Annotated in this window: 17 protein-coding genes; 6 read left to right on the forward strand and 11 right to left on the reverse strand. The window is 62.3% G+C overall.

The window, feature by feature from the left end:
* Nucleotides 1–119: 119 nt before the first annotated feature.
* Complete coding sequence (locus tag J3361_RS11460) at nucleotides 120–1304, reverse strand: thiolase family protein (protein ID WP_207964675.1); 1185 nt, start codon at nucleotides 1302–1304, stop codon at nucleotides 120–122.
* Between the two features lie 103 nt (nucleotides 1305–1407).
* Nucleotides 1408–2922, reverse strand: coding sequence for a polyphosphate:AMP phosphotransferase (gene pap, locus J3361_RS11465; RefSeq protein WP_207964677.1), 1515 nt, complete (start codon nucleotides 2920–2922; stop codon nucleotides 1408–1410).
* Between the two features lie 150 nt (nucleotides 2923–3072).
* Between pap and mnmC the strand changes: the two genes are divergently transcribed.
* From mnmC to J3361_RS11490, 5 genes are all read left to right on the forward strand, one after another.
* Nucleotides 3073–5055 carry a bifunctional tRNA (5-methylaminomethyl-2-thiouridine)(34)-methyltransferase MnmD/FAD-dependent 5-carboxymethylaminomethyl-2-thiouridine(34) oxidoreductase MnmC gene (gene mnmC / locus J3361_RS11470; RefSeq protein ID WP_207964678.1) on the forward strand — a complete coding sequence of 661 codons (1983 nt, stop codon included), beginning with the start codon at nucleotides 3073–3075 and terminating at the stop codon, nucleotides 5053–5055.
* Between the two features lie 1638 nt (nucleotides 5056–6693).
* Nucleotides 6694–8466: an N-acetylglutaminylglutamine amidotransferase gene (locus tag J3361_RS11475; protein WP_207964680.1), complete on the forward strand. Its 1773-nt coding sequence runs from the start codon at nucleotides 6694–6696 to the stop codon at nucleotides 8464–8466.
* Between the two features lie 3 nt (nucleotides 8467–8469).
* Nucleotides 8470–10215 (forward strand): N-acetylglutaminylglutamine synthetase, encoded by a 1746-nt coding sequence (ngg, locus tag J3361_RS11480; RefSeq protein WP_207964682.1) that lies wholly within the window; start codon nucleotides 8470–8472, stop codon nucleotides 10213–10215.
* Nucleotides 10216–10397: 182 nt separating this feature from the next.
* Nucleotides 10398–11585, forward strand: a complete 1188-nt coding sequence (locus J3361_RS11485; RefSeq protein ID WP_162277323.1) for an osmoprotectant NAGGN system M42 family peptidase — start codon at nucleotides 10398–10400, stop codon at nucleotides 11583–11585.
* A gap of 191 nt (nucleotides 11586–11776) precedes the next feature.
* Nucleotides 11777–12004 (forward strand): YheU family protein, encoded by a 228-nt coding sequence (locus J3361_RS11490; protein ID WP_003199186.1) that lies wholly within the window; start codon nucleotides 11777–11779, stop codon nucleotides 12002–12004.
* Here J3361_RS11490 and csrA read toward each other — a convergent pair.
* The 3 genes from csrA to J3361_RS11505 form a co-directional block, all read right to left on the reverse strand.
* Nucleotides 11993–12193 (reverse strand): carbon storage regulator CsrA, encoded by a 201-nt coding sequence (gene csrA / locus J3361_RS11495; RefSeq protein WP_053120338.1) that lies wholly within the window; start codon nucleotides 12191–12193, stop codon nucleotides 11993–11995. The genes J3361_RS11490 and csrA overlap by 12 nt on opposite strands.
* Before the next feature lie 151 nt (nucleotides 12194–12344).
* On the reverse strand, nucleotides 12345–12677 hold the full coding sequence (locus J3361_RS11500) for a YnfA family protein (RefSeq protein WP_207964684.1): 333 nt from the start codon (nucleotides 12675–12677) through the stop codon (nucleotides 12345–12347).
* Between the two features lie 57 nt (nucleotides 12678–12734).
* A complete protein-coding gene (locus tag J3361_RS11505) occupies nucleotides 12735–13550 on the reverse strand; it encodes an SDR family oxidoreductase (RefSeq protein WP_207964686.1) in 816 nt (271 codons plus the stop codon).
* Between the two features lie 335 nt (nucleotides 13551–13885).
* On the opposite strand from J3361_RS11505, the gene J3361_RS11510 reads away from it, so the two are divergent.
* Nucleotides 13886–14038, forward strand: a complete 153-nt coding sequence (locus J3361_RS11510) for a DUF3309 family protein (RefSeq protein WP_003183939.1) — start codon at nucleotides 13886–13888, stop codon at nucleotides 14036–14038.
* Nucleotides 14039–14103: 65 nt separating this feature from the next.
* Here the strand turns inward: J3361_RS11510 and J3361_RS11515 are convergent, their stop codons facing one another.
* The 6 genes from J3361_RS11515 to J3361_RS11540 all read right to left on the reverse strand — a co-directional run bounded on the left by J3361_RS11515 (nucleotide 14104) and on the right by J3361_RS11540 (nucleotide 21191).
* Nucleotides 14104–16197, reverse strand: coding sequence for an LTA synthase family protein (locus J3361_RS11515; RefSeq protein WP_207964688.1), 2094 nt, complete (start codon nucleotides 16195–16197; stop codon nucleotides 14104–14106).
* Nucleotides 16198–16582: 385 nt separating this feature from the next.
* Nucleotides 16583–16990 carry a hypothetical protein gene (locus J3361_RS11520; RefSeq protein ID WP_207964690.1) on the reverse strand — a complete coding sequence of 136 codons (408 nt, stop codon included), beginning with the start codon at nucleotides 16988–16990 and terminating at the stop codon, nucleotides 16583–16585.
* 14 nt (nucleotides 16991–17004) lie between these two features.
* Nucleotides 17005–18207 carry a c-type cytochrome biogenesis protein CcmI gene (gene ccmI / locus J3361_RS11525; protein WP_207964692.1) on the reverse strand — a complete coding sequence of 401 codons (1203 nt, stop codon included), beginning with the start codon at nucleotides 18205–18207 and terminating at the stop codon, nucleotides 17005–17007.
* Nucleotides 18200–18673, reverse strand: a complete 474-nt coding sequence (locus tag J3361_RS11530) for a cytochrome c-type biogenesis protein (RefSeq protein ID WP_207964694.1) — start codon at nucleotides 18671–18673, stop codon at nucleotides 18200–18202. Before J3361_RS11530 ends, ccmI begins: the two co-directional genes overlap by 8 nt.
* Nucleotides 18670–19206 (reverse strand): DsbE family thiol:disulfide interchange protein, encoded by a 537-nt coding sequence (locus tag J3361_RS11535; RefSeq protein ID WP_207964696.1) that lies wholly within the window; start codon nucleotides 19204–19206, stop codon nucleotides 18670–18672. The genes J3361_RS11530 and J3361_RS11535 overlap by 4 nt, the downstream gene beginning before the upstream one ends.
* On the reverse strand, nucleotides 19203–21191 hold the full coding sequence (locus J3361_RS11540) for a heme lyase CcmF/NrfE family subunit (protein ID WP_207964698.1): 1989 nt from the start codon (nucleotides 21189–21191) through the stop codon (nucleotides 19203–19205). The genes J3361_RS11535 and J3361_RS11540 overlap by 4 nt, the downstream gene beginning before the upstream one ends.

Raw genomic sequence — 21191 nt, forward strand, 5'->3', positions numbered from 1 at the left:
TTGCTCGCGATGCAGACACCTCGGTTTGAGAGACCGCATCAACTTCATCGCGGGCAAGCCTTGCTCCCACAGAGATAGATCCTCGCCACAAAAGCTCTGTGCAAGCATACTTTTTGCGGTTACCTCACCGCCTCGAACAACCCCGTAGCCCCCATACCGCCGCCCACGCACATGGTCACGATGCCGTAGCGCAGGTTACGCCGTTGCAGCTCGCGCACCAGATGCCCGACTTGCCGCGAGCCGGTCATGCCGAACGGATGGCCGATGGAAATCGAGCCGCCGTTGACGTTGTATTTCTCCGGATCGATTTCCAGCCGGTTGCGGCTGTACAGGCACTGGGAAGCAAACGCCTCGTTGAGTTCCCACAGGTCGATATCGGCGATCTGCAAGCCCTTGGCCTTGAGCAGCTTGGGCACCGAAAATACCGGGCCGATGCCCATCTCGTCCGGTTCGCAACCGGCCACGGTGAAGCCACGGAAAAACGCCTTGGGCTTGAGCCCCAGCGCCAGGGCTTTTTCCAGGCTCATCACCAAGGTCATCGAGGCGCCGTCGGACAACTGCGACGAATTGCCCGCCGTTACCGAACCGTCTTCGGCGAACACCGGCTTCAGGCCCGCCAGGCTTTCATAGGTGGTGTCCGGACGGTTGCAATCGTCACGATCGACCACGCCCTCAAGAATCTGCACCGCACCGGTCTGCTTGTCCTCGACCCGGTACTTGACCGCCATCGGAACAATTTCATCATCGAACAACCCGGCCGCCTGGGCCTTGGCGGTGCGTTGCTGGCTCTGCAAGGCGTAGCGGTCCTGCTCCTCGCGGCTGACCTGGTAACGACGGGCAACGATCTCCGCTGTCTGGCCCATGGGGAAATAGATCCCGGGCACCTGCTCCTTGAGCAGCGGGTTGATCAGGTTGTCGGTGTTGACGCTTTTCATCGTCAGGCTGATGGATTCCACACCGCCTGCCACAATGATGTCGCTGCAACCGGAAGCGATCTGGTTGGCGGCGATGGCAATGGCTTGCAGGCCCGAGGAACAGAAGCGATTGAGGGTCATGCCGGCCGTGCCGATGCCCAATCGCGAGAGCACCGCCACGTTGCGCCCGATGTTGTAGCCCTGGGCGCCCTCATTGGACCCGGCCCCGACGATGCAATCCTCGACGCTGGCCGGGTTGATGTCGTTGCGCGCCAGCAAAGCATCGACGCAATGGGCCGCCATGTCATCCGGACGGGTCATGTTGAACTTGCCACGAAAGGACTTGGCCAGGCCGGTCCGTACGCTGTCGACGATCACCACTTCACGCATGGCTGTACCTCATTGTTCTGGTCGGTTGAGAGTGAATCGAGCATAGATCCACTGGATAACCGACCGCGACAATCATTCACCTCGCGTATGCGTACCCATCGCCCTAGCGCTTCCTCTTGCGAGCCTGTTTTGCGCTGCGCTCGAAAGCCGCCTCCAGCGCCTGGTTGAGGGTGCGCAACACCTTGACCCGCGCCCAGCGCTTGTCGTTGGCCTCCACCAAGGTCCAGGGGGAAATCTCGGTGCTGGTGCGGTCGACCATGTCGCACACCGCCGCGCGGTAGGCGTCCCATTTGTCGCGGTTGCGCCAGTCATCCTCGGTGATCTTGAAACGCTTGAACGGGATTTCCTCGCGCTCCTGGAAACGCTCCAGTTGGGTTTCCTTGTCGATGGCCAGCCAGAACTTGACCACCACCACACCGGCGTCAGCGATCTGTTCCTCGAAGTCGTTGATTTCACCGTAGGCCCGCAGCCAGTCGGCCTGACTGCAAAACCCTTCGACCCGCTCCACCAGCACCCGGCCGTACCACGAGCGGTCGAACATGGTGAACTTGCCGCGGGCGGGAATATGCCGCCAGAACCGCCACATGTAAGGGTGGGCGCGCTCCTCTTCCGTGGGCGCGGCAATCGGCACGATGCTGTATTGGCGCGGGTCCAGGGCTGCCGCGACCCGCCGGATCGCCCCACCCTTGCCCGCCGCGTCGTTGCCTTCGAACACCGCCACCAGGGCATGCTGGCGCATGCGTTTGTCCCGCAGCAGGCCGGCGAACCGCGCCTGCTCGGTGATCAGTTGTTCTTCGTAGTCGGCCTTGTCCAGGCGTCGGGTCATGTCCAGGCTGTCGAGCAGCGTGATCTGGCCGTCCAGCGCAGGCAACGGCGCTACGCTGACCTTTTGCGGTTTGATCTTCGACCGGTCCAAGGCCTGGCGCAAGCCGTCGAGCAGGATTCGCCCGACGGTGAGGCTGCGATAACAGCTGTCCACACCTTCGATCACATGCCACGGCGCGTAGTCACGACTGGTGCGGCGCAGCACCCGCTCACCGTATTTGACGAACTTGTCGTAAGTCTGGGATTGCTGCCAGTCCAACGGGCTGATGCGCCAGCTGTGCAGCGGATCATCCTTGAGCCCCTTGAGTCGGGCCTTCATCTGCTTCTTGGACAGGTGAAACCAGAACTTGAAGATCAGCGCGCCTTCATCGCAGAGCATCTTTTCCAGGCGCTCGGCACCGGCGATCGCCTGGTCGAGCCGCGGGTCCTTGATCTCGCCGTGGACTCGGCCCTGTAGCATCTGGCTGTACCAGTTGCCGAAGAAAATCCCCATGCGCCCCTTGGCCGGGAGCATCCGCCAATAGCGCCACGCGGGAGGCCGCGCCAACTCTTCGTCGGTCTGCTGGTCGAAAGTGCGCACTTCGATCAGCCGCGGGTCCATCCATTCGTTGAGCAACTTCACCGTCTCGCCCTTGCCCGCGCCTTCGATGCCGTTGATCAACACGATGACCGGAAACCGGCCCTGCTGCTGCAACTCGAACTGCGCTTCCAGCAGCGCTTCACGCAGGGCGGGCACCTCGGCCTCGAAGGTGTCTTTATCGATGACATGACCGATTTCAGCGGATTCAAACATGGGCTGCTCCTTCCGGGGATGGCTCAAGACTAGCGGATTGGATGCGGCCCTGTGCAGCAGATTCCATCCAGATGCGCGCTCTGTTGCGATGGGTCAAGCAAGCCGATACCGATCGGCTAGAATGGCCCCTCAGTTTTGACCGAGCCAGCCATGACGCCCATCCAGCAACACGCCCTACTCGACTGGGACGACCAAGGGCGCCCGCGCTCGCGGGTGTTCGACGATGTGTATTTTTCCGACCAGTCGGGCCTGGACGAAACCCGCTATGTGTTCCTTGAGCAGAACAACCTGGCCGAGCGCTTCGCTGCGCTGGCCGATGGCGGGCGGCTGGTGATCGGCGAAACCGGGTTTGGCACCGGTTTGAATTTCCTCTGTGCCTGGCAATTGTTCGAACAGTGCGCGCCAGCAGGCGCCCGGCTGCATTTTGTCAGCGTCGAAAAGTACCCCTTGAACCCCGAGGACCTGCGCCGGGCGCTGGAACTGTGGCCGCAGCTCAGCCTTCAAGCCGAGCAATTACTTGCGCAATACGTGGCGATCCACCAGGGTTTCCAGCGCCTGGTCCTGGCCAACGGGCGGGTGACGCTGACCTTGTTGATCGGCGATGCCCTGGAGCAGTTGCCGCAGCTGGACGGGCAGATCGACGCCTGGTTCCTGGACGGTTTCGCACCGGCGCGAAACCCCGAGATGTGGACCGCCGAGCTGTTCGCCGAACTGGCCCGGCTGGCCGCACCCGGCGCGACCCTCAGTACTTTCACCAGCACCGGTTGGGTTCGGCGATTGCTGAACGCGGCGGGCTTCAAAATGAAGCGCACGCCGGGCATCGGGCATAAATGGGAAATCCTGCGCGGCGTGTTTCTTGGCTGGCCCGAGTCGACACCCGCGCCGTCCCCGGCAAAACCCTGGTACGCCCGTCCCTTGCCGCCCACCGGCGAGCGTCGGGCCTTGGTCATCGGCGGTGGCCTGGCCGGTTGCGCCAGCGCGGCGAGCCTCGCCGCCCGTGGCTGGCAGGTGACGCTGCTGGAGCGTCATGCCGGGTTGGCCGAAGAAGCCTCCGGCAACCCCCAGGGCGTGCTGTACCTCAAGCTGTCGGCCCATGGCACCGCGTTGTCGCAGATGATCCTCAGCGGCTTCGGCTACACCCGCCGTGTGCTGGAGCAACTGCAACGCGGCGTTGACTGGGAGGCCTGTGGCGTCTTGCAACTGGCCTTCAACAGCAAGGAAGCCGAGCGCCAGGCGCAACTGGCCGAGGCGTTCCCGGCCGACTTGCTGCATCCCCTGGATCAGTCCGAGGCCCAGGTTCGCTCCGGCATCGGCCTGGCCTGTGGCGGCTTGTTTTATCCCGAGGGCGGTTGGGTGCATCCGCCGGCGTTGTGTCGCTGGCAAGCGTCGGGGCCGGCAATTGATGTGCGCCCCCATCATGACGTGCTGCACCTGCGCCGGGCCGACGGCCAATGGCAGGCATGGGACGGCGAACGCTGCCTGGCCAGCGCGCCGGTGGCGATCCTCGCCAGCGCCGCCGAAATCAAACGTTTCGAACCGGCAGCCGACTTGCCGCTCAAGCGTATTCGCGGACAAATCACCCGGTTACCGCAAACCACCCGCAGCCAGAGCCTGGCGACCGTGGTCTGCGCCGAAGGTTACGTGGCGCCGCCGCGGTTGGGCGAGCACACCCTGGGCGCCAGCTTCGATTTCAACAGCGACGACCTGACCCCCACCGCCGCCGAGCACGCCGGCAACCTGCAGATGCTCGAAGAAATCTCCCACGACCTGGTGGAACGTCTGGATGCCAGCATCCTGGACCCGCAACACCTCGAAGGCCGCGCGGCGTTTCGCTGCACCAGCCCGGATTACCTGCCGATTGTCGGGCCGTTAGCCGACCGCCAGGCCTTTACCGAAGCCTACGCAGCCCTGGGCAAGGACGCCCGCCAAGTGCCAGACGCCCCCTGCCCATGGCTCGATGGCCTGTACATCAACAGTTGCCACGGTTCCCGAGGCCTGATCACCGCGCCCCTGTCGGGCGAACTGATCGCCGCCTGGCTGGACAACGAACCCCTGCCGCTGCCCCGTAGCGTGGCCGAGGCCTGCCATCCGAACCGGTTTGCGTTGCGGGCGTTGATTCGGGGCAAGGCCTAGCGCAGTTCGCTGGCCCACCACAATTCCTGTGGGAGCGGGCTTGCTCGCGATTGCGGTGAGTCAGTTAATTCGATATCGACTGATACTCCGCTTTCGCGAGCAAGCCCGCTCCCACAAAGAGCCTGTGCCATACACATCATTTCTGCGGTCGATGAAAATCAACTGTGGGAGCGAGCCTGCTTGCGATTGCGGTGTGTCAGTCAATTCAATATCGACTGATACTCCGCTTTCGCGAGCAAGCCCGCTCCCACAAAGAGCCTGTGCCAGACACATCATTTCTGCGGTCGATGAAAATCAACTGTGGGAGCGAGCCTGCTCGCGATTGCGGTGTGTCAGTCAATTCAATATCGACTGATACTCCGCTTTCGCGAGCAAGCCCGCTCCCACAAAGAGCCTGTGCCAGACGCATCATTTCTGCGGTCGATGAAAATCAACTGTGGGAGCGGGCTTGCTCGCGAAGGCGGTGAGCCAGTCAATTCAATATCGACTGATACTCCGCTTTCGCGAGCAAGCCCACAAAGAGCCTGTGCCAGACACATCATTTCTGCGGTCGATGAAAATCAACTGTGGGAGCGAGCCTGCTCGCGAAGGCGGTGTGTCAGTCAATTCAATATCGACTGATACTCCGCTTTCGCGAGCAAGCCCGCCCCACAAAGAGCCTGTGCCAGACACATCATTTCTGCGGTCGATGAAAATCAACTGTGGGAGCGGGCTTGCTCGCGAAGGCGGTGAGCCAGTCAATTCAATATCGACTGATACTCCGCTTTCGCGAGCAAGCCCGCTCCCACAAAGAGCCTGTGCCAGACACATCATTTCTGCGGTCGATGAAAATCAACCGTGGGAGCGAGCCTGCTCGCGATTGCGGTGTGTCAGTCAATTCAATATCGACTGATACTCCGTTTTCGCGAGCAAGCCCGCTCCCACAAAGAGCCTGTGCCAGACACATCATTTCTGCGGTCGATGAAAATCAACTGTGGGAGCGGGCTTGCTCGCGAAGGCGGTGTGTCAGTCAATTCAATATCGACTGATACTCCGCTTTCGCGAGCAAGCCCACTCCCACAAAGAGCCTGTGCCAGACGCATCATTTCTGCGGTCGATGAAAATCAACTGTGGGAGCGAGCCTGCTCGCGATTGCGGTGTGTCAGTCAATTCAATATCGACTGATACTCCGCTTTCGCGAGCAAGCCCGCTCCCACAAAGAGCCTGTGCCAGACACATCATTTCTGCGGTCGATGAAAATCAACTGTGGGAGCGGGCTTGCTCGCGAAGGCGGTGAGCCAGTCAATTCAATATCGACTGATACTCCGCTTTCGCGAGCAGGCTCGCTCCCACAAGGAGCCTGTGCCAGACACATCATTTCTGCTGTCGATGAAAATCAACTGTGGGAGCGGGCTTGCTCGCGAAGGCGGTGTGTCAGGCGCTTAGATACCAACTGATCTACCGCAATCGCGAGCAGGCTCGCTCCCACAGGTTTCGCTCTATTCTTCAGTCATGCAGCAGACCAAACGGGCCCCACCCCGCCGGCTTATAACGCATTGATCTAAAACTCACAGCAATCCCTCCGGTCAGTTTCAGGGTACCCGCCCTTTCGGCGCGTGTTGCTTGACCCCTCCCCAACGGAAAAACCGGTAAGGACTTATGTGCGGATTAGCTGGAGAGTTACGTTTCGATCAACAACCTGCGGACCTTGCGGCCGTAGAGCGAATCACCCATCACCTGGCCCCTCGCGGCCCCGATGCCTGGGGTTTTCATAGCCAGGGACCGATTGCCCTGGGCCATCGGCGCCTGAAAATCATGGACCTGTCGGACGGCTCGGCCCAGCCGATGATCGACAACCAACTGGGCCTGTCCCTGGCCTTCAACGGCGCGATCTACAACTACCCGGAATTGCGCAGCGAACTCGAAAGCCTGGGCTACACCTTTTATTCCGGTGGCGACACCGAAGTGTTGCTCAAGGGTTACCACGCCTGGGGCGAAGCGCTGTTGCCCAAGCTCAACGGCATGTTCGCCTTCGCCATTTGGGAGCGCGATGCCAAGCGGCTGTTCATCGCCCGCGACCGCCTCGGTGTCAAGCCGCTGTACCTGTCGCGCACTGGCCAGCGCCTGCGCTTCGCCTCGGCATTGCCAGCGCTGCTCAAGGGCGGCGACATCAACCCGATGCTCGACCCGGTGGCCCTCAATCACTACCTGAATTTCCACGCGGTGGTGCCGGCGCCCCGCACCTTGCTGGCCGGCGTGGAAAAACTGCCGCCCGCCACCTGGATGCGCATCGAAGCCGACGGCACTACCGAGCAGAAAACCTGGTGGACGCTGCCCTACGGCCCTCGCGCCGACGAACAGCACCTGAACCTGGAAGACTGGATCGATCGTGTGCTCGACAGCACCCGCGAAGCCGTCGCCATTCGCCAGCGTGCCGCTGTCGACGTGGGCGTGCTGCTGTCCGGCGGCGTCGACTCGAGCATGCTCGTGGGCCTGTTGCGCGAAGTCGGCGTCGAGGACCTGTCGACGTTCTCCATCGGCTTCCAGGATGCCGGCGGCGAGCGCGGTGACGAATTCCAATATTCGGACCTGATCGCCAAGCACTACGGCACCCGTCACCACCAATTGCGCATCGACGAAAAAGAGATCATCAAGCAACTGCCCGCAGCGTTCCGCGCCATGAGCGAGCCGATGGTCAGCCACGACTGCATCGCCTTCTACCTGCTGTCGCGGGAAGTGGCCAAGCATTGCAAAGTCGTGCAAAGCGGCCAGGGCGCCGACGAGCTGTTCGCCGGCTACCACTGGTACCCGCAGGTCGATGGCGCCAGCGATCCGTACGCGGCCTATCGCGCGGCCTTCTTCGACCGCAGCTACGAAGAATATGCCGCCACCGTGCAGCCCAACTGGCTGACGGCCAATGACGCGGCCGGGGATTTCGTCAAGGAGCATTTCGCCCAACCCGGCGCCGATGCCGCGGTGGACAAGGCCCTGCGCCTGGACAGCACCGTGATGCTGGTGGACGACCCGGTCAAGCGCGTCGACAACATGACCATGGCCTGGGGTCTGGAAGCGCGCACGCCGTTCCTCGACTATCGCCTGGTGGAACTCTCGGCCCGGGTTCCGGCGAAATTCAAGCTGCCCGATGGCGGCAAGCAGGTGCTCAAGGAAGCCGCCCGACGGGTGATTCCCAGCGAAGTGATCGACCGCAAGAAAGGCTATTTCCCGGTGCCGGGCCTCAAGCACCTGGAGGGCGACACCCTGGCCTGGGTTCGCGAGCTGCTGCTGGATCCGAGCCAGGATCGCGGCTTGTTCAACCCGGCCATGCTCGACCGCCTGCTCACCGACCCCAACGGCCAACTCACGCCGTTGCGCGGTTCGCGGCTGTGGCAACTGGCGGCGCTGAACCTGTGGCTCAGCGAGCAAGGAATCTGATCGATGAAACCTCACGCAACTGTTCACAACCAACGCCTCTTGCGCGGCCAGGCGCCCTCCTATGAACGCCTGCAGGCACGCCTGGCCGAAGACGGCAGCGAATTGGGCGCCGACCCGATCGCGGTGCATTGCGGCTGGGGCCGGCTGCTGATCGGCCACACCTTCCCGGACGCGGCGTGCCTGGCCCGGGAACTGCTCAACGAACAACCCGGCGAACGCGACATTGCCTTGTACGTGGCCGCGCCCCAGCAGGTACTGGGGCTGGAACCGGCGCAACTGTTCCTCGATCCATCCGACACCTTGCGCCTGTGGTTCAGCGACTATCGTCAGTCCACCCGAGTGTTTCGTGGTTTCCGCATTCGCCGCGCCCAGAGCGAGACCGACTGGCAGGCCATCAACCAGCTCTACCAGGCCCGGGGCATGCTGCCCATCGACCCGCTGCGACTGACCCCGCGTCACGAAGGCGGGCCGGTGTACTGGCTGGCCGAGGACGACGACACCGGCGCGGTGATCGGCAGCGTCATGGGCCTGAATCACCAGAAGGCCTTCAACGACCCGGAAAACGGCAGCAGCCTCTGGTGCCTGGCCGTCGATCCGCAATGCCCGCGGCCCGGCGTCGGCGAAGTGCTGGTGCGTCATCTCATCGAGCATTTCATGAGCCGTGGCTTGAGCTACCTCGATCTGTCGGTGCTGCACGACAATCGCCAGGCGAAAAACCTCTACGCCAAACTCGGCTTTCGCAACCTCTCGACCTTCGCCATCAAACGCAAGAATGGCATCAACCAGCCGTTGTTCCTCGGGCCCGGGCCCGAGGCGCAGTTCAATCCGTATGCACGGATCATTGTCGAAGAGGCTCACCGGCGCGGCATCGAAGTGCAGGTGGACGATGCCGAGGCCGGCTTGTTCACCCTGGTCCACGGCAGCCGCCGGGTGCGCTGCCGCGAATCCCTGAGCGACCTGACCAGCGCCATCAGCATGACCCTGTGCCAGAACAAAAGCCTGACCCACAAGGTGCTGAAAAACGCTGGCCTGAACCTGCCGGCGCAACAGCTGGCGGGCAATGCCGATGACAACCTGGCGTTTCTCGATGAGCACGAACGGGTCGTGGTCAAGCCGCTGGACGGAGAACAGGGGCAAGGCGTGGCGGTGGACCTGCGCACCATCGAGGAAGTGCAGAGCGCTATTGAAGCGGCCCGGCAGTTCGATAGCCGGGTGTTGCTGGAAAGCTTCCACGAAGGACTCGACCTGCGCATCCTGGTGATCGGCTTTGAAGTGGTGGCGGCGGCGATACGGCGTCCGGCGGAGGTGATCGGCGACGGTCGGCACACCATCGGCGCCCTGATCGAAGCCCAGAGCCGCCGACGACAGGCCGCCACGGGTGGCGAAAGCAAGATCCCGATGGATGCCGAGACCCTGCGCACCCTCAATGCGGCGGGGTACGACTACGACAGCGTCCTGCCGGCCGGAGAACACCTGTTCGTACGCCGTACCGCGAACCTGCATACCGGCGGTGTCCTGGAGGATGTCACCGGCATTCTGCATCCGACCCTTACCGATGCGGCGGTGCGCGCCGCGCGGGCGCTGGACATCCCTATGGTCGGCCTCGACCTGCTGGTGCCGGCGGCCGATCAGCCCGAATACGTGTTCATCGAAGCCAACGAACGCGCAGGTTTAGCCAACCACGAACCCCAACCCACCGCCGAGCGTTTTGTGGATCTGTTGTTTCCTCATAGCCAGACGGTGGCTTAGCCCTTCTTCCGTGGCGAGGGAGCTTGCTCCCGCTGGGCTGCGAAGCGGCCCCTCTGCGCAGCCCTCCGGGTTGTGTATCGACCTGGAGCTTAAAGGGGACCGCTTCGCGCTCCAGCGGGAGCAAGCTCCCTCGCCACAGGGTTCCCCTACTTCAATTTAATGTTCCGAGAGGAGTTTCCATGATCAGCAAAATTCCCGAACCGGATCTCGAATACCTGCAAAAGGTCCTGCTGGAAATGCTCGCCATCCCCAGCCCGACCGGCTTTACCGATACCATCGTGCGCTATGTCGCCGAACGCCTCGAAGAGCTGGGTATCGCCTTCGAAATGACCCGCCGTGGCACGATCCGCGCCACGCTCAAGGGCCGCAAGAGCAGCCCCGACCGGGCCGTGTCGGCGCACCTGGATACCATCGGCGCCTCGGTGCGCGCCATCAAGGACAACGGTCGCCTGACCCTGGCTCCGGTTGGGTGCTGGTCCAGCCGGTTTGCCGAAGGCAGCCGGGTCAGCTTGTTCACCGACACCGGCGTGATTCGCGGCAGCGTGCTGCCATTGATGGCCTCCGGTCACGCGTTCAACACCGCCGTGGATGAAATGCCCATCAGTTGGGACCACATCGAATTGCGCCTGGACGCCTATTGCGCCACACGCGCCGATTGCGAAACCCTGGGGGTGGGCATCGGCGATTACGTGGCCTTCGATCCCCTGCCGGAATTCACCGAAAGCGGTCACATCAGCGCCCGGCACCTGGACGACAAGGCCGGGGTCGCGGCGCTGCTGGCGGCGCTCAAGGCGATTGTCGACAGTGGCGAGGAATTGCTGATCGACTGTCACCCGCTGTTCACCATCACCGAGGAAACCGGCAGCGGCGCAGCGGCCGCATTGCCCTGGGACGTCAGCGAATTCGTCGGCATCGACATCGCCCCTGTCGCACCCGGGCAGCACTCGAGCGAACATTCGGTCAGCGTGGCAATGCAGGACTCCGGCGGCCCCTACGACTATCACCTGTCGCGGCACCTGCTGAAACTGGCCAAGGAGAACGACATCTCGGCACGCCGCGACCTGTTCCGCTACTACTTCAGCGACGCTCATTCGGCCATCACCGCCGGCCACGATATCCGCACCGCCCTGCTCGCCTTCGGCTGCGACGCCACCCATGGTTATGAACGCACCCACATCGACAGCCTGGCCGCCCTCAGCCGCCTGCTCGGCGCCTATATCCTCAGCCCACCGGTGTTCGCCAGCGACGCACAGCCGGCCCAAGGCTCGCTGGACCGCTTCAGTCACCAGATCGAGCACGACGCCCAGATGGAAAGCGATACCCGGGTGCCGTCGGTGGACAGCCTGGTGGGGCAGCGGTCGGATAGCTGATCCCGCACTTCACTGCCTGGAATATGGCCATCGCGAGCGGGCTCGCTCCCACAGGGTTTTGGGTTGCATCGAAGATCCCATGTGGGAGCGAGCCTGCTCGCGATGAGGCCAGAACAGCCACCACAAAACCCAGGCTAGCCGCAAAAGCCCATTGGCCGTAGCATCGCCCTATTGTCTAGCCGAGGTCCCCCATGCTCATCCCCCACGACCAACTCGAAGTCGACACGCTCACTCGCCTGATCGAGGATTTCGTGACCCGCGACGGCACCGACAACGGTGACGACACGCCCCTGGAAACGCGGGTGCTACGGGTCCGGCAAGCCCTGACCAAAGGCCAGGCCTTGATTGTCTTCGACCCCGAAAGCGAACAGTGCCAACTGATGCTCAAGCACGACGTGCCCAAGCACCTATTCGACTGAACAGGCCTTGCGGGCGGCGTTGGCCTTTTTCCTCTGGATCTTTTCATAGATTTCGGAGCGATGGACATCGACGTGCCGTGGCGCTTCCACGCCAAAACGCACGGTGGTGCCACTGACCGACAGCACACGGACGGAAATATCGTCACCGATGGAAATCAACTCACCCACAGCGCGGCTTAATACGAGCATGGTTCTTGTCCTTAAGAATATCTGGACCCTGACCATGCCCGCCCTGCTTCCTGTTCTCAAGACACCGGCGAGAATTCAGTAAGGCCCTACAAGGAAAGTTCTTGCGACTGAAGGAAACGTCCTGCAAAAACCTGGCGAACCGTAGGTTATTTCAGGAAACTGAGAACCGTGGGCCGAATAGAATCACGCTCGCCCCGAGCACGCAGAGCGCCACGCCGATCCAGTCGGAGCCCAGTGGCCGGACCCGCTCCACCACGGCCAGCCAGGCGATCGAGGCGATGATGTAGATGCCGCCGTAGGCGGCGTAGGCGCGCCCGGCATAAATGGCTTCGATGCGGGTCAGCAGCAGCGCGAACAACGTCAGGCTGAGCAGCGCCGGGGCGATCCACCAGGCGCTCTTGCCCTGGCGCAGCCACATCCAGAAGGCATAGCAGCCGGCGATTTCAAACAGCGCGGCGAGAAAGAACCATAGGTAATTGAGCATGCAGATGTCCATCAGGAAGGCCGAATGGCGCCATCCTGAGGACATCGCGCAGCCAGGTCAATTCAGGTTCTGGCGGGCCTTGGCGCGCATCTTGTCGGCCATGGCCGTCATTTCGTCGTAGAGCAACTGTGGGTTCTTCTGCTTGAGGGCCCAGGCCATGCGCCCCTGTTCATGGGGCAGGATCATGAACTGGCCGTCGGCGACTTGCTGGTAGATATAGTCGGCGATGTCGGCGGCGCTGATCGGTGAGCTTTCCAGCAGCTTGCCGACCTGAGCCTTCATGGCTGGGGTCGGGCCGCGGAAGGAGTCCAGCAGATTGGTCTGGAAGAACGACGGGCACACCACGTGTACACCGACTTCCTGCTGCGCCAGCTCTACCAGCAGGCTTTCCGACAACGCCACGACGCCCGCCTTGGCCACGTTGTAGTTGCTCATGGCTGGCCCCTGCATCAAGGCCGCCATGGAGGCGATGTTGATGATCTTGCCGCGGCTTTTTTCCAGCAGCGGCAGGAACGCCTTGCAGCCCTTGACCACGCCCATCAGGTTGATCGCGATCTGCCAGTCCCAATCTTCCAGGGACAGTTCGCTGAAGAACCCGCCCGAAGCGACGCCAGCATTGTTGACGATGATATCGATCCCGCCGAGCTTTTCTTCGCAAGCCTGGGCGAACGCCGTCAATTGGCTGTAGTCGCGCACATCGCAACGCTGGATGAAGCCGTCGCCACCGGCAGCGCGCACAAGTTTGAGGGTTTCCACCAGCCCCGGCTCGCTCACGTCCGACAAGGCCAGGCGCCAGCCTTCACGGGCCCAGCGCAGCGCGATTTCGCGACCCAGGCCGGAGCCGGCCCCAGTGATCATCATGCGATTTTGCATAGCAAACAGCCTTGTTCCGGGAGAGATAGGCCGAGTGTAGCGAAGGCACCTGCCGGACCCACGCTCCATCAGATTGCTGAATGGCGAGGGCAAACTGTGGGAGCTGGCGAAGCCTGCGATCTTTTGATCTTTCGCTTGGGATTCAAGTGTCTGGGGAAAGATCGCAGCCTCGTTTCACTCGGCAGCTCCAACGCAGCTTCTACCAGCGCCTACAAAAACTTTGAATTTTTTACAGGACATTACGGTCGGACTTATTAAGCCGCCCGGATTTAACACATGCGTGCTGGTAGTTGGAAGTTACATCACTCCAAAACTGACCAATAAGGAAATCTACAATGGGCACAATACTTATCATCATCCTGATCCTCCTGCTGATCGGTGGTCTTCCGGTCTTCCCGCACTCCAGAAGTTGGGGCTACGGTCCGTCCGGTATCATTGGTGTAGTGTTGGTGGTGCTGTTGGTCCTGCTATTACTGGGCAAGATATAAACCACTAAGTAAGCGCATAAAAAAAGAGGCCTCTACGGGCCTCTTTTTTTTATGCTCGCCGATTATCAGTCCGGCGTGCCGTCAACAACGCCGGCGGTGTTATCCAGCAGGCTCTTGGTCGCGGTTTGCAGGAACGATTCGAGCTTGAGTTTCATCTCGGCCGTCTCCGGCGCGTCCGGGATGACCTGTGCCCCCGGAGTGGCACCCAGTTCATAGCGGTACATCTTTGGCGGCATTTCCTTTTCCTTCGGCAGGACCAGGATCTTGTCGTCGCGAATGATCGCCGTCGTCTGTTCACTGCCCGACGGTTTGATCACGCCAAATCCGGTGTCGCCTTCCGGCAGGTTCAACAGGTCACGGCCCCAGCACTGGTTACGCACTTGCCCACCGAGCCGGCCCATGATGGTCGGCACGATGTCGACCTGGGTGCCCACGGTGTGGTTGCGCTGGCCGAATTTTTCCTGGACACCCGGGCCGATCAACAGCATCGGCACGTTGAAACGGCCCAGGTCCATTTCGGTGATCTGGCGTTCGTTGCCAAAGCCATGGTCGCCCACCACCACGAACAGGGTTTCCTTGAAGTAAGGTTCCTTGCGGGCCTTCTCGAAGAACTGGCCCAGCGCCCAGTCGGAATAGCGCATGGCGGTCAAGTGTTCGTTCAGGCTGCCACGGTCGGTGACCGGCTCCACCGGCAACGGCGTCGGCAACGCATAAGGCGTGTGGTTGGACAGGGTCTGCAGCAGTGCATAGAACGGCTTGCCGTTTTCCCGCGCCTTGAGCTCGATCAGGCCACGATCGAACATGTCCTGGTCGGACACGCCCCAGGTCGGGTCGGAGAACACCGGGTTCACGAAGTCGTTACGCCCGATGAAGTTGGTCATGCCCTGGCTGCTGAAGAAACCGGATTGGTTGTCCCAGGCAAAATCGCCGTTGTAGACATACACGTCGTCGTAGTTACGGGCGCTGAGCAGTTGCGGCAGGCCCGACAGCTTGTGGCTGCCCTCCGGCGTCTGCATCAGGTATTCGAAACCCGGCAAGTTCGGGAAGCACGCCATGGTGGCGAACATGCCCTGGTGGGTGTGGGTGCCGTTGGAGAAGAAACGGTCGAACAGCAGGCCTTCCTTGGACAATTTGTCCAGGTAAGGCGTGATGTTACCCGGCGCGCCCAGGGCGCCCACCGAGTGACCAGCCATGCTTTCCATGAGGATCACGACCACGTTCTTGATCGGCAGGGTCTTGTCCGTCGGCGGCGTGTAGTCGCGGCGCACGGCGGCGGTCTCGGTGTCGACGAGTTTGTCGTCAGGCATCACCAGCATGTCGCGCACGGTCTGCTGCGCCAGCGGCTGCTCGAGGGTGGCCTTCCAGATATTGTCACGGTCTTCGGACATCCGGCTCTTGGCCGCCGCCACCAGCGACAAGGTGCCATTGAGGCCTAACTGGTTGGCGAAGTTCGAATCGGTGGTGTAGACGTCGCCCCAACGCAGCGGCGGACCTTGGCGCAGGGTGCCGCGCGCAGCGGCCACGGCCACCAGCAGGCAAACCATGAACACCGCGATACGCCCGTACCACGGGGCGATCTGCCGCGTGCCGATGCTGCCGCCGCTGAAAGGTCCACGCGGGCGGGTGGCGCGGTCGGCGCCTTTGAACGCCAGGCTCAGGACCAGGGTGCCGCCCACCCAGGCCAGCAGGTAGCGCACCACCGGGAAACCGTACCAGAGCATGCTCATCACGGTTTTCGGGTCTTCCTTCACATATTGGAAAACCAGGCCGTTGAGGCGCTGGTGGAATTCACGGTAGAAGTCCATCTCCATCAAGCCGAGGAACAGCGCGATGCTGGAAGTGACGGTCAGCCAGAAACGAAAGAAACCACGAGCCGCCATCGCCCGGGAACTGAACAGCGCCAGCAGCAACGGGATGCAGAGATAGACCACCAGGCGCAAGTCGAAGCGCAGGCCGTTGAGGAACGCTTCAACAAACGTCGAAGCCGGCGTGTCGAGGATCATTTCGCGGTTGTAGACCAGCAGCGCCACGCGCAGCAGGCTCAGCATGACCATCATTACCAGGGCGCAAAGCAACGTGTAGGCCAGGTGCGATTTGACGGTCGGTTGCAGCAGGCGATGCGTGGTGCGCTGCTGACTCAGGGCGTCCGGGATTGCCATGTCGTTTAAGGACCCTATTGGAGTTGGAGTGACAAAAAAGAAACAACGGCGCGCCCTCTGTTGGCCAAAGCCTGGCCCCGGGGCTTGCGCGAGTGCGCAAATGTTGCACGAACGGCTACGGCATTGCCATTAAATAACCGGCGGCGATATGAGCGCGGGGGATTGTCCGCAAGATTTGGTGAAAATTTCGTTCAAAGAATATTCGGAAACACAAAAAGCCCGGCCTACTGCACGGTTGTGCCGAACGCTGTTATGACAGAGGACTTATCTGTGGGAGCAAAGCTTGCTCGCGATAGAGGCGATGCGGTCTTTCAGAAATCGAGGCGCCTGTTTCGCGAGCAAGCTTTGCTCCCACAGATGCTCCCTGGCTACAGGGGCACGGTGTTTATTGGAACTTGCGCCCCAGCCCCGCCGGCACGCCTTCGATGGTGGTGTCTTCCCACGGGCCATTCGGGCTGACGGAGCGGCTCCAACCATTGTTCCAACGGTAATAGGTACGCTGGCGATAGAACGTGTTCGTCTGGTTGTCCAGCACATACACCCCCAGCTTGGCGTCCCAGTGACTGTTGCCACCCGGTGGCGGGGCGAAACTGGCGGAGGTGCGTGGCAGCGGCTTGGCTGGTTTGTTCGGGGTGACAGGCTTGACCGGCGGTGGGGACGGGGCCGGTTTGTTGGTCGGGGTCGACGGCGGCATCGGCGGCAACGGCGCCGAGGGCTCCGACGGGCGCTGGACCGCACAAGCGCTCAGGCCCATGACGAGCGTGAGCAGGGTGATACGAGCGATGGCGGTCATGGTGCGAGTTCCTGTTATTTATCCGGACTGTCGATGGTCAGTTGTTGCTGCGCCGTGGTGCTGCTCGCCAGGGGCTGGCTGCGGCCGATCCACTCACCCGCGGTCGGCTGGCCGGCCCGGGAGATGCGCGCCATCAGTTGGACTTCGGGGAAGTTCGACAGTTTCAACTGCGGCATCATGGCGTCCGCATCGCCCAGTTCAACCGTGACCGGCAGATCGGCCACTGTCAGGCGCTTGGCGGCCAGGGGGGCCGGCGGGCCGGACACGGCGCGGGCAAAGATGAACACGCTGTCGCCCGGCTGCACCTTGGCCTTGAGTTCCGGCGCCAGGTCGACGCGAACCTTGAGCAATGCCCCGGTCTTGGCCTGCGGGGCCTGGACGACTTTGCCACCACTGGCCTGCAGCTTCTCGGTGGCCCGGGTGATGCCGCCCTGCAGCGCCTCGCGGGATTTGTCGCCTTCCGGCAGTTGCGCGAGCAGGCGCCCCCAGTAATCGATTGCCTCCTGGTAGCGTTCGCCTTCAAACGCGGCGATGCCCAACAGGCCGAGACTGGTGACTTCCTTCGGATCGAGCTTGAGCGCTTCGTCGGTCAAGGCCTGGACTTTATCCGACCATTTCTTGCCATCGGCGAAATACTGCGCCTGGGCCCATTGGCCCAACAGTTCCGGTTGGCGACCGGCGACCGCCACGGTGCGCTCGAAGATCTTCGCCGCATCCGCGGGCCGATCCTGGGCCATGTAGGTACGCCCGAGGAAATACAGGCCCTCGGCCGAGTCCGGCTGCGCCGCCACCGCGCGCTCCAGGCGCAGGGTCATCTCTTCCATCGACTGCGGCGCCTGGGCGAATTCACGCGTCAGCTCGACCTTGTCACTGGCACCGAAATGCAGGTACAGCGCCAGGCCCAACACCGGCACCAATACGGCAGCGAGCAACGGCAACGGTTTGCCCAGCCGGGATTCGCGCGGCGCATCGGCGCCCTCGGTGTCGGCGAGCAGTTCCCGAGCGGCTTCGGCACGACCGGTGTCCAGTTGCGCGGCGTTGAGCACGCCCTCCTCCCGCTCGGCTTGCAGTTCGGCCACGCGCTCCTGATACAGCGCCACGTTGAGTGCGGTGCGGTCCTCTTCGCGTTGAGCGCGACGACCACGCAGTACAGGAATCAACAGAAAACTCAGGGCAACCAGAAGAAGCAGACCTGCGGCGAGCCAGAAATCAATCATGCTTGGTTTTATCCAACAGTTGGTCGAGGCGCTGGCGCTCTTCGACAGAAAGCGTGTCCGGTGCGGCCGTGCGCTGGACCCGGCGTCGGCGCACGATGACGGCGATGATTACGAAACCGCCGAGCAACAGCCCGGCAGGGCCGAACCAGAGCAGCGCGGTCTTGGAGGACAGGGCGGGGTTGTAGCGCACGAACTCACCGTAGCGATCGACCATGAAGTCGATGATCTGCTGGTTGTCCTTGCCCTCGCCGAGCATGCGGAAGATTTCCTTGCGCAGGTCGGCGGCAATCGGGGCGTTGGAGTCGGCGATGTCCTGGTTCTGGCATTTGGGGCAGCGCAGTTCCTTGGTCAGTTCGCGAAATCGCTCGCGCTCGCCGTCGTTGGCGAATTCGTAGGTATCGATGGCGGCCTGGGCCACACCGACCAGGCTCAAGCCCAGGATGGCAGCGGCTAACCAACGCTTCATGGCTTGGCCTCGTCCACCAGGGCCTGGTATTTGGCGGCCAGCTTCTCACGCCAGACCTGTTCGTCGATCACGCCGACGAACTTGTCGCGGATCATGCCCTTGGCATCGATGAAGAAAGTTTCCGGCGCGCCATAGACGCCCAGGTTCAGGCCCAGGGAGCCGTCTTCGTCACGAATGTCCAATTGGTAGGGATTGTGAAACTCGGCCAGCCACTTCAGGGCGTCGGCGTTGACGTCCTTGTAGTTGACGCCATAAATCACCACACCGTTCTGGGCCAGCTTGTTCAGCACCGGGTGCTCGACCCGGCAGGAAATGCACCAGGTGCCCCACACGTTGACCAGCGCCGGTTTGCCCAGCAGGTCGGCGCGGGTCAGGGTCTTGTCGCCTTGCACCGAAGGCAGGGAAAACTCCGGGAACGGCTTGCCGATCATTGCCGAGGGCAATTCGCTCGGGTTCAGGTACAACCCCCGGTACAAGAACACCGCCATCAACAGGAACAGCGCCAGCGGCAACACCATCAACCAACGTTTCATGCAGTGGCTCCCGTCACGCCCAGGGCTTCACGCACCCGGGTTCTCACCTTGACTCGATAACGCCGATCCAGCGCCGCCAGTACCCCGCCCAGGCCGGTGAGCAAGCCACCGAACCAGATCCAGCGCACGAACGGCTTGACGTGGACACGCACCGCCCACGCGCCGTCGCCCAGGGACTCGCCCAGGGCCACGTAGAGATCGCGAGTGAAACCGGCATCGATCCCGGCTTCGGTCATGACCGAGTTCTGCACGGTGTAGAGGCGTTTTTCCGGGTGCAGCACGGTGATTTCCTGGCCGTTGTGAATCACCCGCACGGTGCCTTTGTCTGAGGTGAAGTTCGGCCCTTCGAAATGCTTGGCGCCTTCGAACACGAACTGATAACCCCCCAGGTCCATGGACTCCCCCGGCGCCAGGCGCAGGTCGCGCTCGGCACTGTTCTGGCTGGACAGCACCACACCCAAGGCGCAGACAGCGATGCCCAGGTGGGCGATCTGCATGCCCCAATAACTGCGGGTCAGGGATGGCAGGCCTTTGATCAAGCCTTTGTGGCGGGTCTTGTCGAAGATGTCCCGCACACCAGCCAGCAACACCCAGGCTGCCAGCACGAACGTCGCCAGCACCGCCCAGTTGAAGTCGCCATAGGCCACGCCGGCCACCACGGCCAGGGCGGCGGTGCCCAGCAGCACCGGGGTCAACATGCCCAGTAGCCACTTGACCGGGGTGTCTTTCCAGCGCACCAGCATACCGATGGCCATCACCACCATCAGGATCGCCATCAGCGGGATGAACAACGCGTTGAAGTACGGCGGGCCCACCGACAGCTTGGCGCCGGACAGCGCATCGAGCACCAGCGGGTACAACGTCCCCAGCAGGATCATCGACGCGGCCACCACCAGCACCAGGTTGTTGCCCAGCAACAGGGTTTCCCGTGACCAGAGGTTGAAGCCGACCTGGCTCTTGACCACCGGCGCCCGCAGGGCGAACAGCGTCAGCGAACCGCCAACCACGAACAGCAGGAACATCAGGATGAACACGCCACGCTCAGGGTCCGAGGCGAAGGCATGCACCGACGTCAGCACGCCGGAACGTACCAGGAACGTGCCCAACAGGCTCAACGAGAAGGCCGCGATGGCCAGCAACACGGTCCAGCTCTTGAACACCCCGCGCTTTTCCGTGACCGCCAGGGAGTGGATCAGCGCGGTGCCCACCAGCCAGGGCATGAAGGAGGCGTTTTCCACCGGATCCCAGAACCACCAGCCGCCCCAGCCCAGTTCGTAGTAGGCCCACCAGGAGCCCAACGTAATACCGATACCGAGGAAAGCCCAGGCAACGATGGTCCACGGGCGCGACCAACGTGCCCAGGCAGCGTCGAGGCGCCCACCGAGCAGCGCGGCGATGGCGAAGGCGAACGCCACGGAAAAACCGACGTAGCCCATATAGAGCATCGGCGGGTGGACGATCAGGCCGATGTCTTGCAGCAAGGGGTTGAGGTCGCGGCCATCCATCGGCATTTGCGGCAGGATGCGCTCGAACGGGTTGGACGTGACGATCAGGAACAGCAGGAAACCGGTGCTGATCATGCCCATGATCGCCAGTACGCGGGCGAGCATCACTTGTGGCAATTGTCGGGAGAACACCGAGACGGCGAAGGTCCAGCCGGCGAGAATCAACGCCCACAACAACAGCGAGCCTTCGTGGGCGCCCCACACGGCGCTGAACTTGTAGTACCAGGGCAACGCGCTGTTGGAGTTGCTGGCGACGTACTCCACGGAAAAATCGTCGGCCATGAACGCGTAGGTCAGGCAACCGAAGGCGAACAGCATGAACGCGAACTGCCCCCATGCCGCCGGCTGTGCCAGGCTCATCCACAGGCGGTCGCCACGCCAGGCACCGAGCAAGGGCACCACGGCCTGCGCCAGGGAAAAACACAGGGCCAGGATCATCGCCAGGTGGCCCAACTCGGGAATAAAGATGCCAGCAGTCAT

Origin of the sequence: Pseudomonas sp. OA65, assembly GCF_017498305.1 — a bacterium.
In the GTDB taxonomy this organism is placed as follows: Bacteria; Pseudomonadota; Gammaproteobacteria; order Pseudomonadales; family Pseudomonadaceae; genus Aquipseudomonas; species Aquipseudomonas zanjanensis.

Excerpts from the sequence above, each read along its gene's own strand:
- J3361_RS11490 (WP_003199186.1), top strand. The coding sequence starts at position 11,777 with ATGCTCATCCCCCACGACCAACTCGAAGTCGACACGCTCACTCGCCTG.
- J3361_RS11500 (WP_207964684.1), bottom strand. The coding sequence starts at position 12,677 with ATGCTCAATTACCTATGGTTCTTTCTCGCCGCGCTGTTTGAAATCGCC.
- J3361_RS11530 (WP_207964694.1), bottom strand. The coding sequence starts at position 18,673 with ATGAAGCGTTGGTTAGCCGCTGCCATCCTGGGCTTGAGCCTGGTCGGT.
- J3361_RS11520 (WP_207964690.1), bottom strand. The coding sequence starts at position 16,990 with ATGACCGCCATCGCTCGTATCACCCTGCTCACGCTCGTCATGGGCCTG.
- pap (WP_207964677.1), bottom strand. The coding sequence starts at position 2,922 with ATGTTTGAATCCGCTGAAATCGGTCATGTCATCGATAAAGACACCTTC.
- J3361_RS11540 (WP_207964698.1), bottom strand. The coding sequence starts at position 21,191 with ATGACTGCTGGCATCTTTATTCCCGAGTTGGGCCACCTGGCGATGATC.
- J3361_RS11535 (WP_207964696.1), bottom strand. The coding sequence starts at position 19,206 with ATGAAACGTTGGTTGATGGTGTTGCCGCTGGCGCTGTTCCTGTTGATG.
- J3361_RS11460 (WP_207964675.1), bottom strand. The coding sequence starts at position 1,304 with ATGCGTGAAGTGGTGATCGTCGACAGCGTACGGACCGGCCTGGCCAAG.
- J3361_RS11515 (WP_207964688.1), bottom strand. The coding sequence starts at position 16,197 with ATGGCAATCCCGGACGCCCTGAGTCAGCAGCGCACCACGCATCGCCTG.
- csrA (WP_053120338.1), bottom strand. The coding sequence starts at position 12,193 with ATGCTCGTATTAAGCCGCGCTGTGGGTGAGTTGATTTCCATCGGTGAC.
- ccmI (WP_207964692.1), bottom strand. The coding sequence starts at position 18,207 with ATGATTGATTTCTGGCTCGCCGCAGGTCTGCTTCTTCTGGTTGCCCTG.
- J3361_RS11475 (WP_207964680.1), top strand. The coding sequence starts at position 6,694 with ATGTGCGGATTAGCTGGAGAGTTACGTTTCGATCAACAACCTGCGGAC.
- mnmC (WP_207964678.1), top strand. The coding sequence starts at position 3,073 with ATGACGCCCATCCAGCAACACGCCCTACTCGACTGGGACGACCAAGGG.
- ngg (WP_207964682.1), top strand. The coding sequence starts at position 8,470 with ATGAAACCTCACGCAACTGTTCACAACCAACGCCTCTTGCGCGGCCAG.
- J3361_RS11510 (WP_003183939.1), top strand. The coding sequence starts at position 13,886 with ATGGGCACAATACTTATCATCATCCTGATCCTCCTGCTGATCGGTGGT.
- J3361_RS11505 (WP_207964686.1), bottom strand. The coding sequence starts at position 13,550 with ATGCAAAATCGCATGATGATCACTGGGGCCGGCTCCGGCCTGGGTCGC.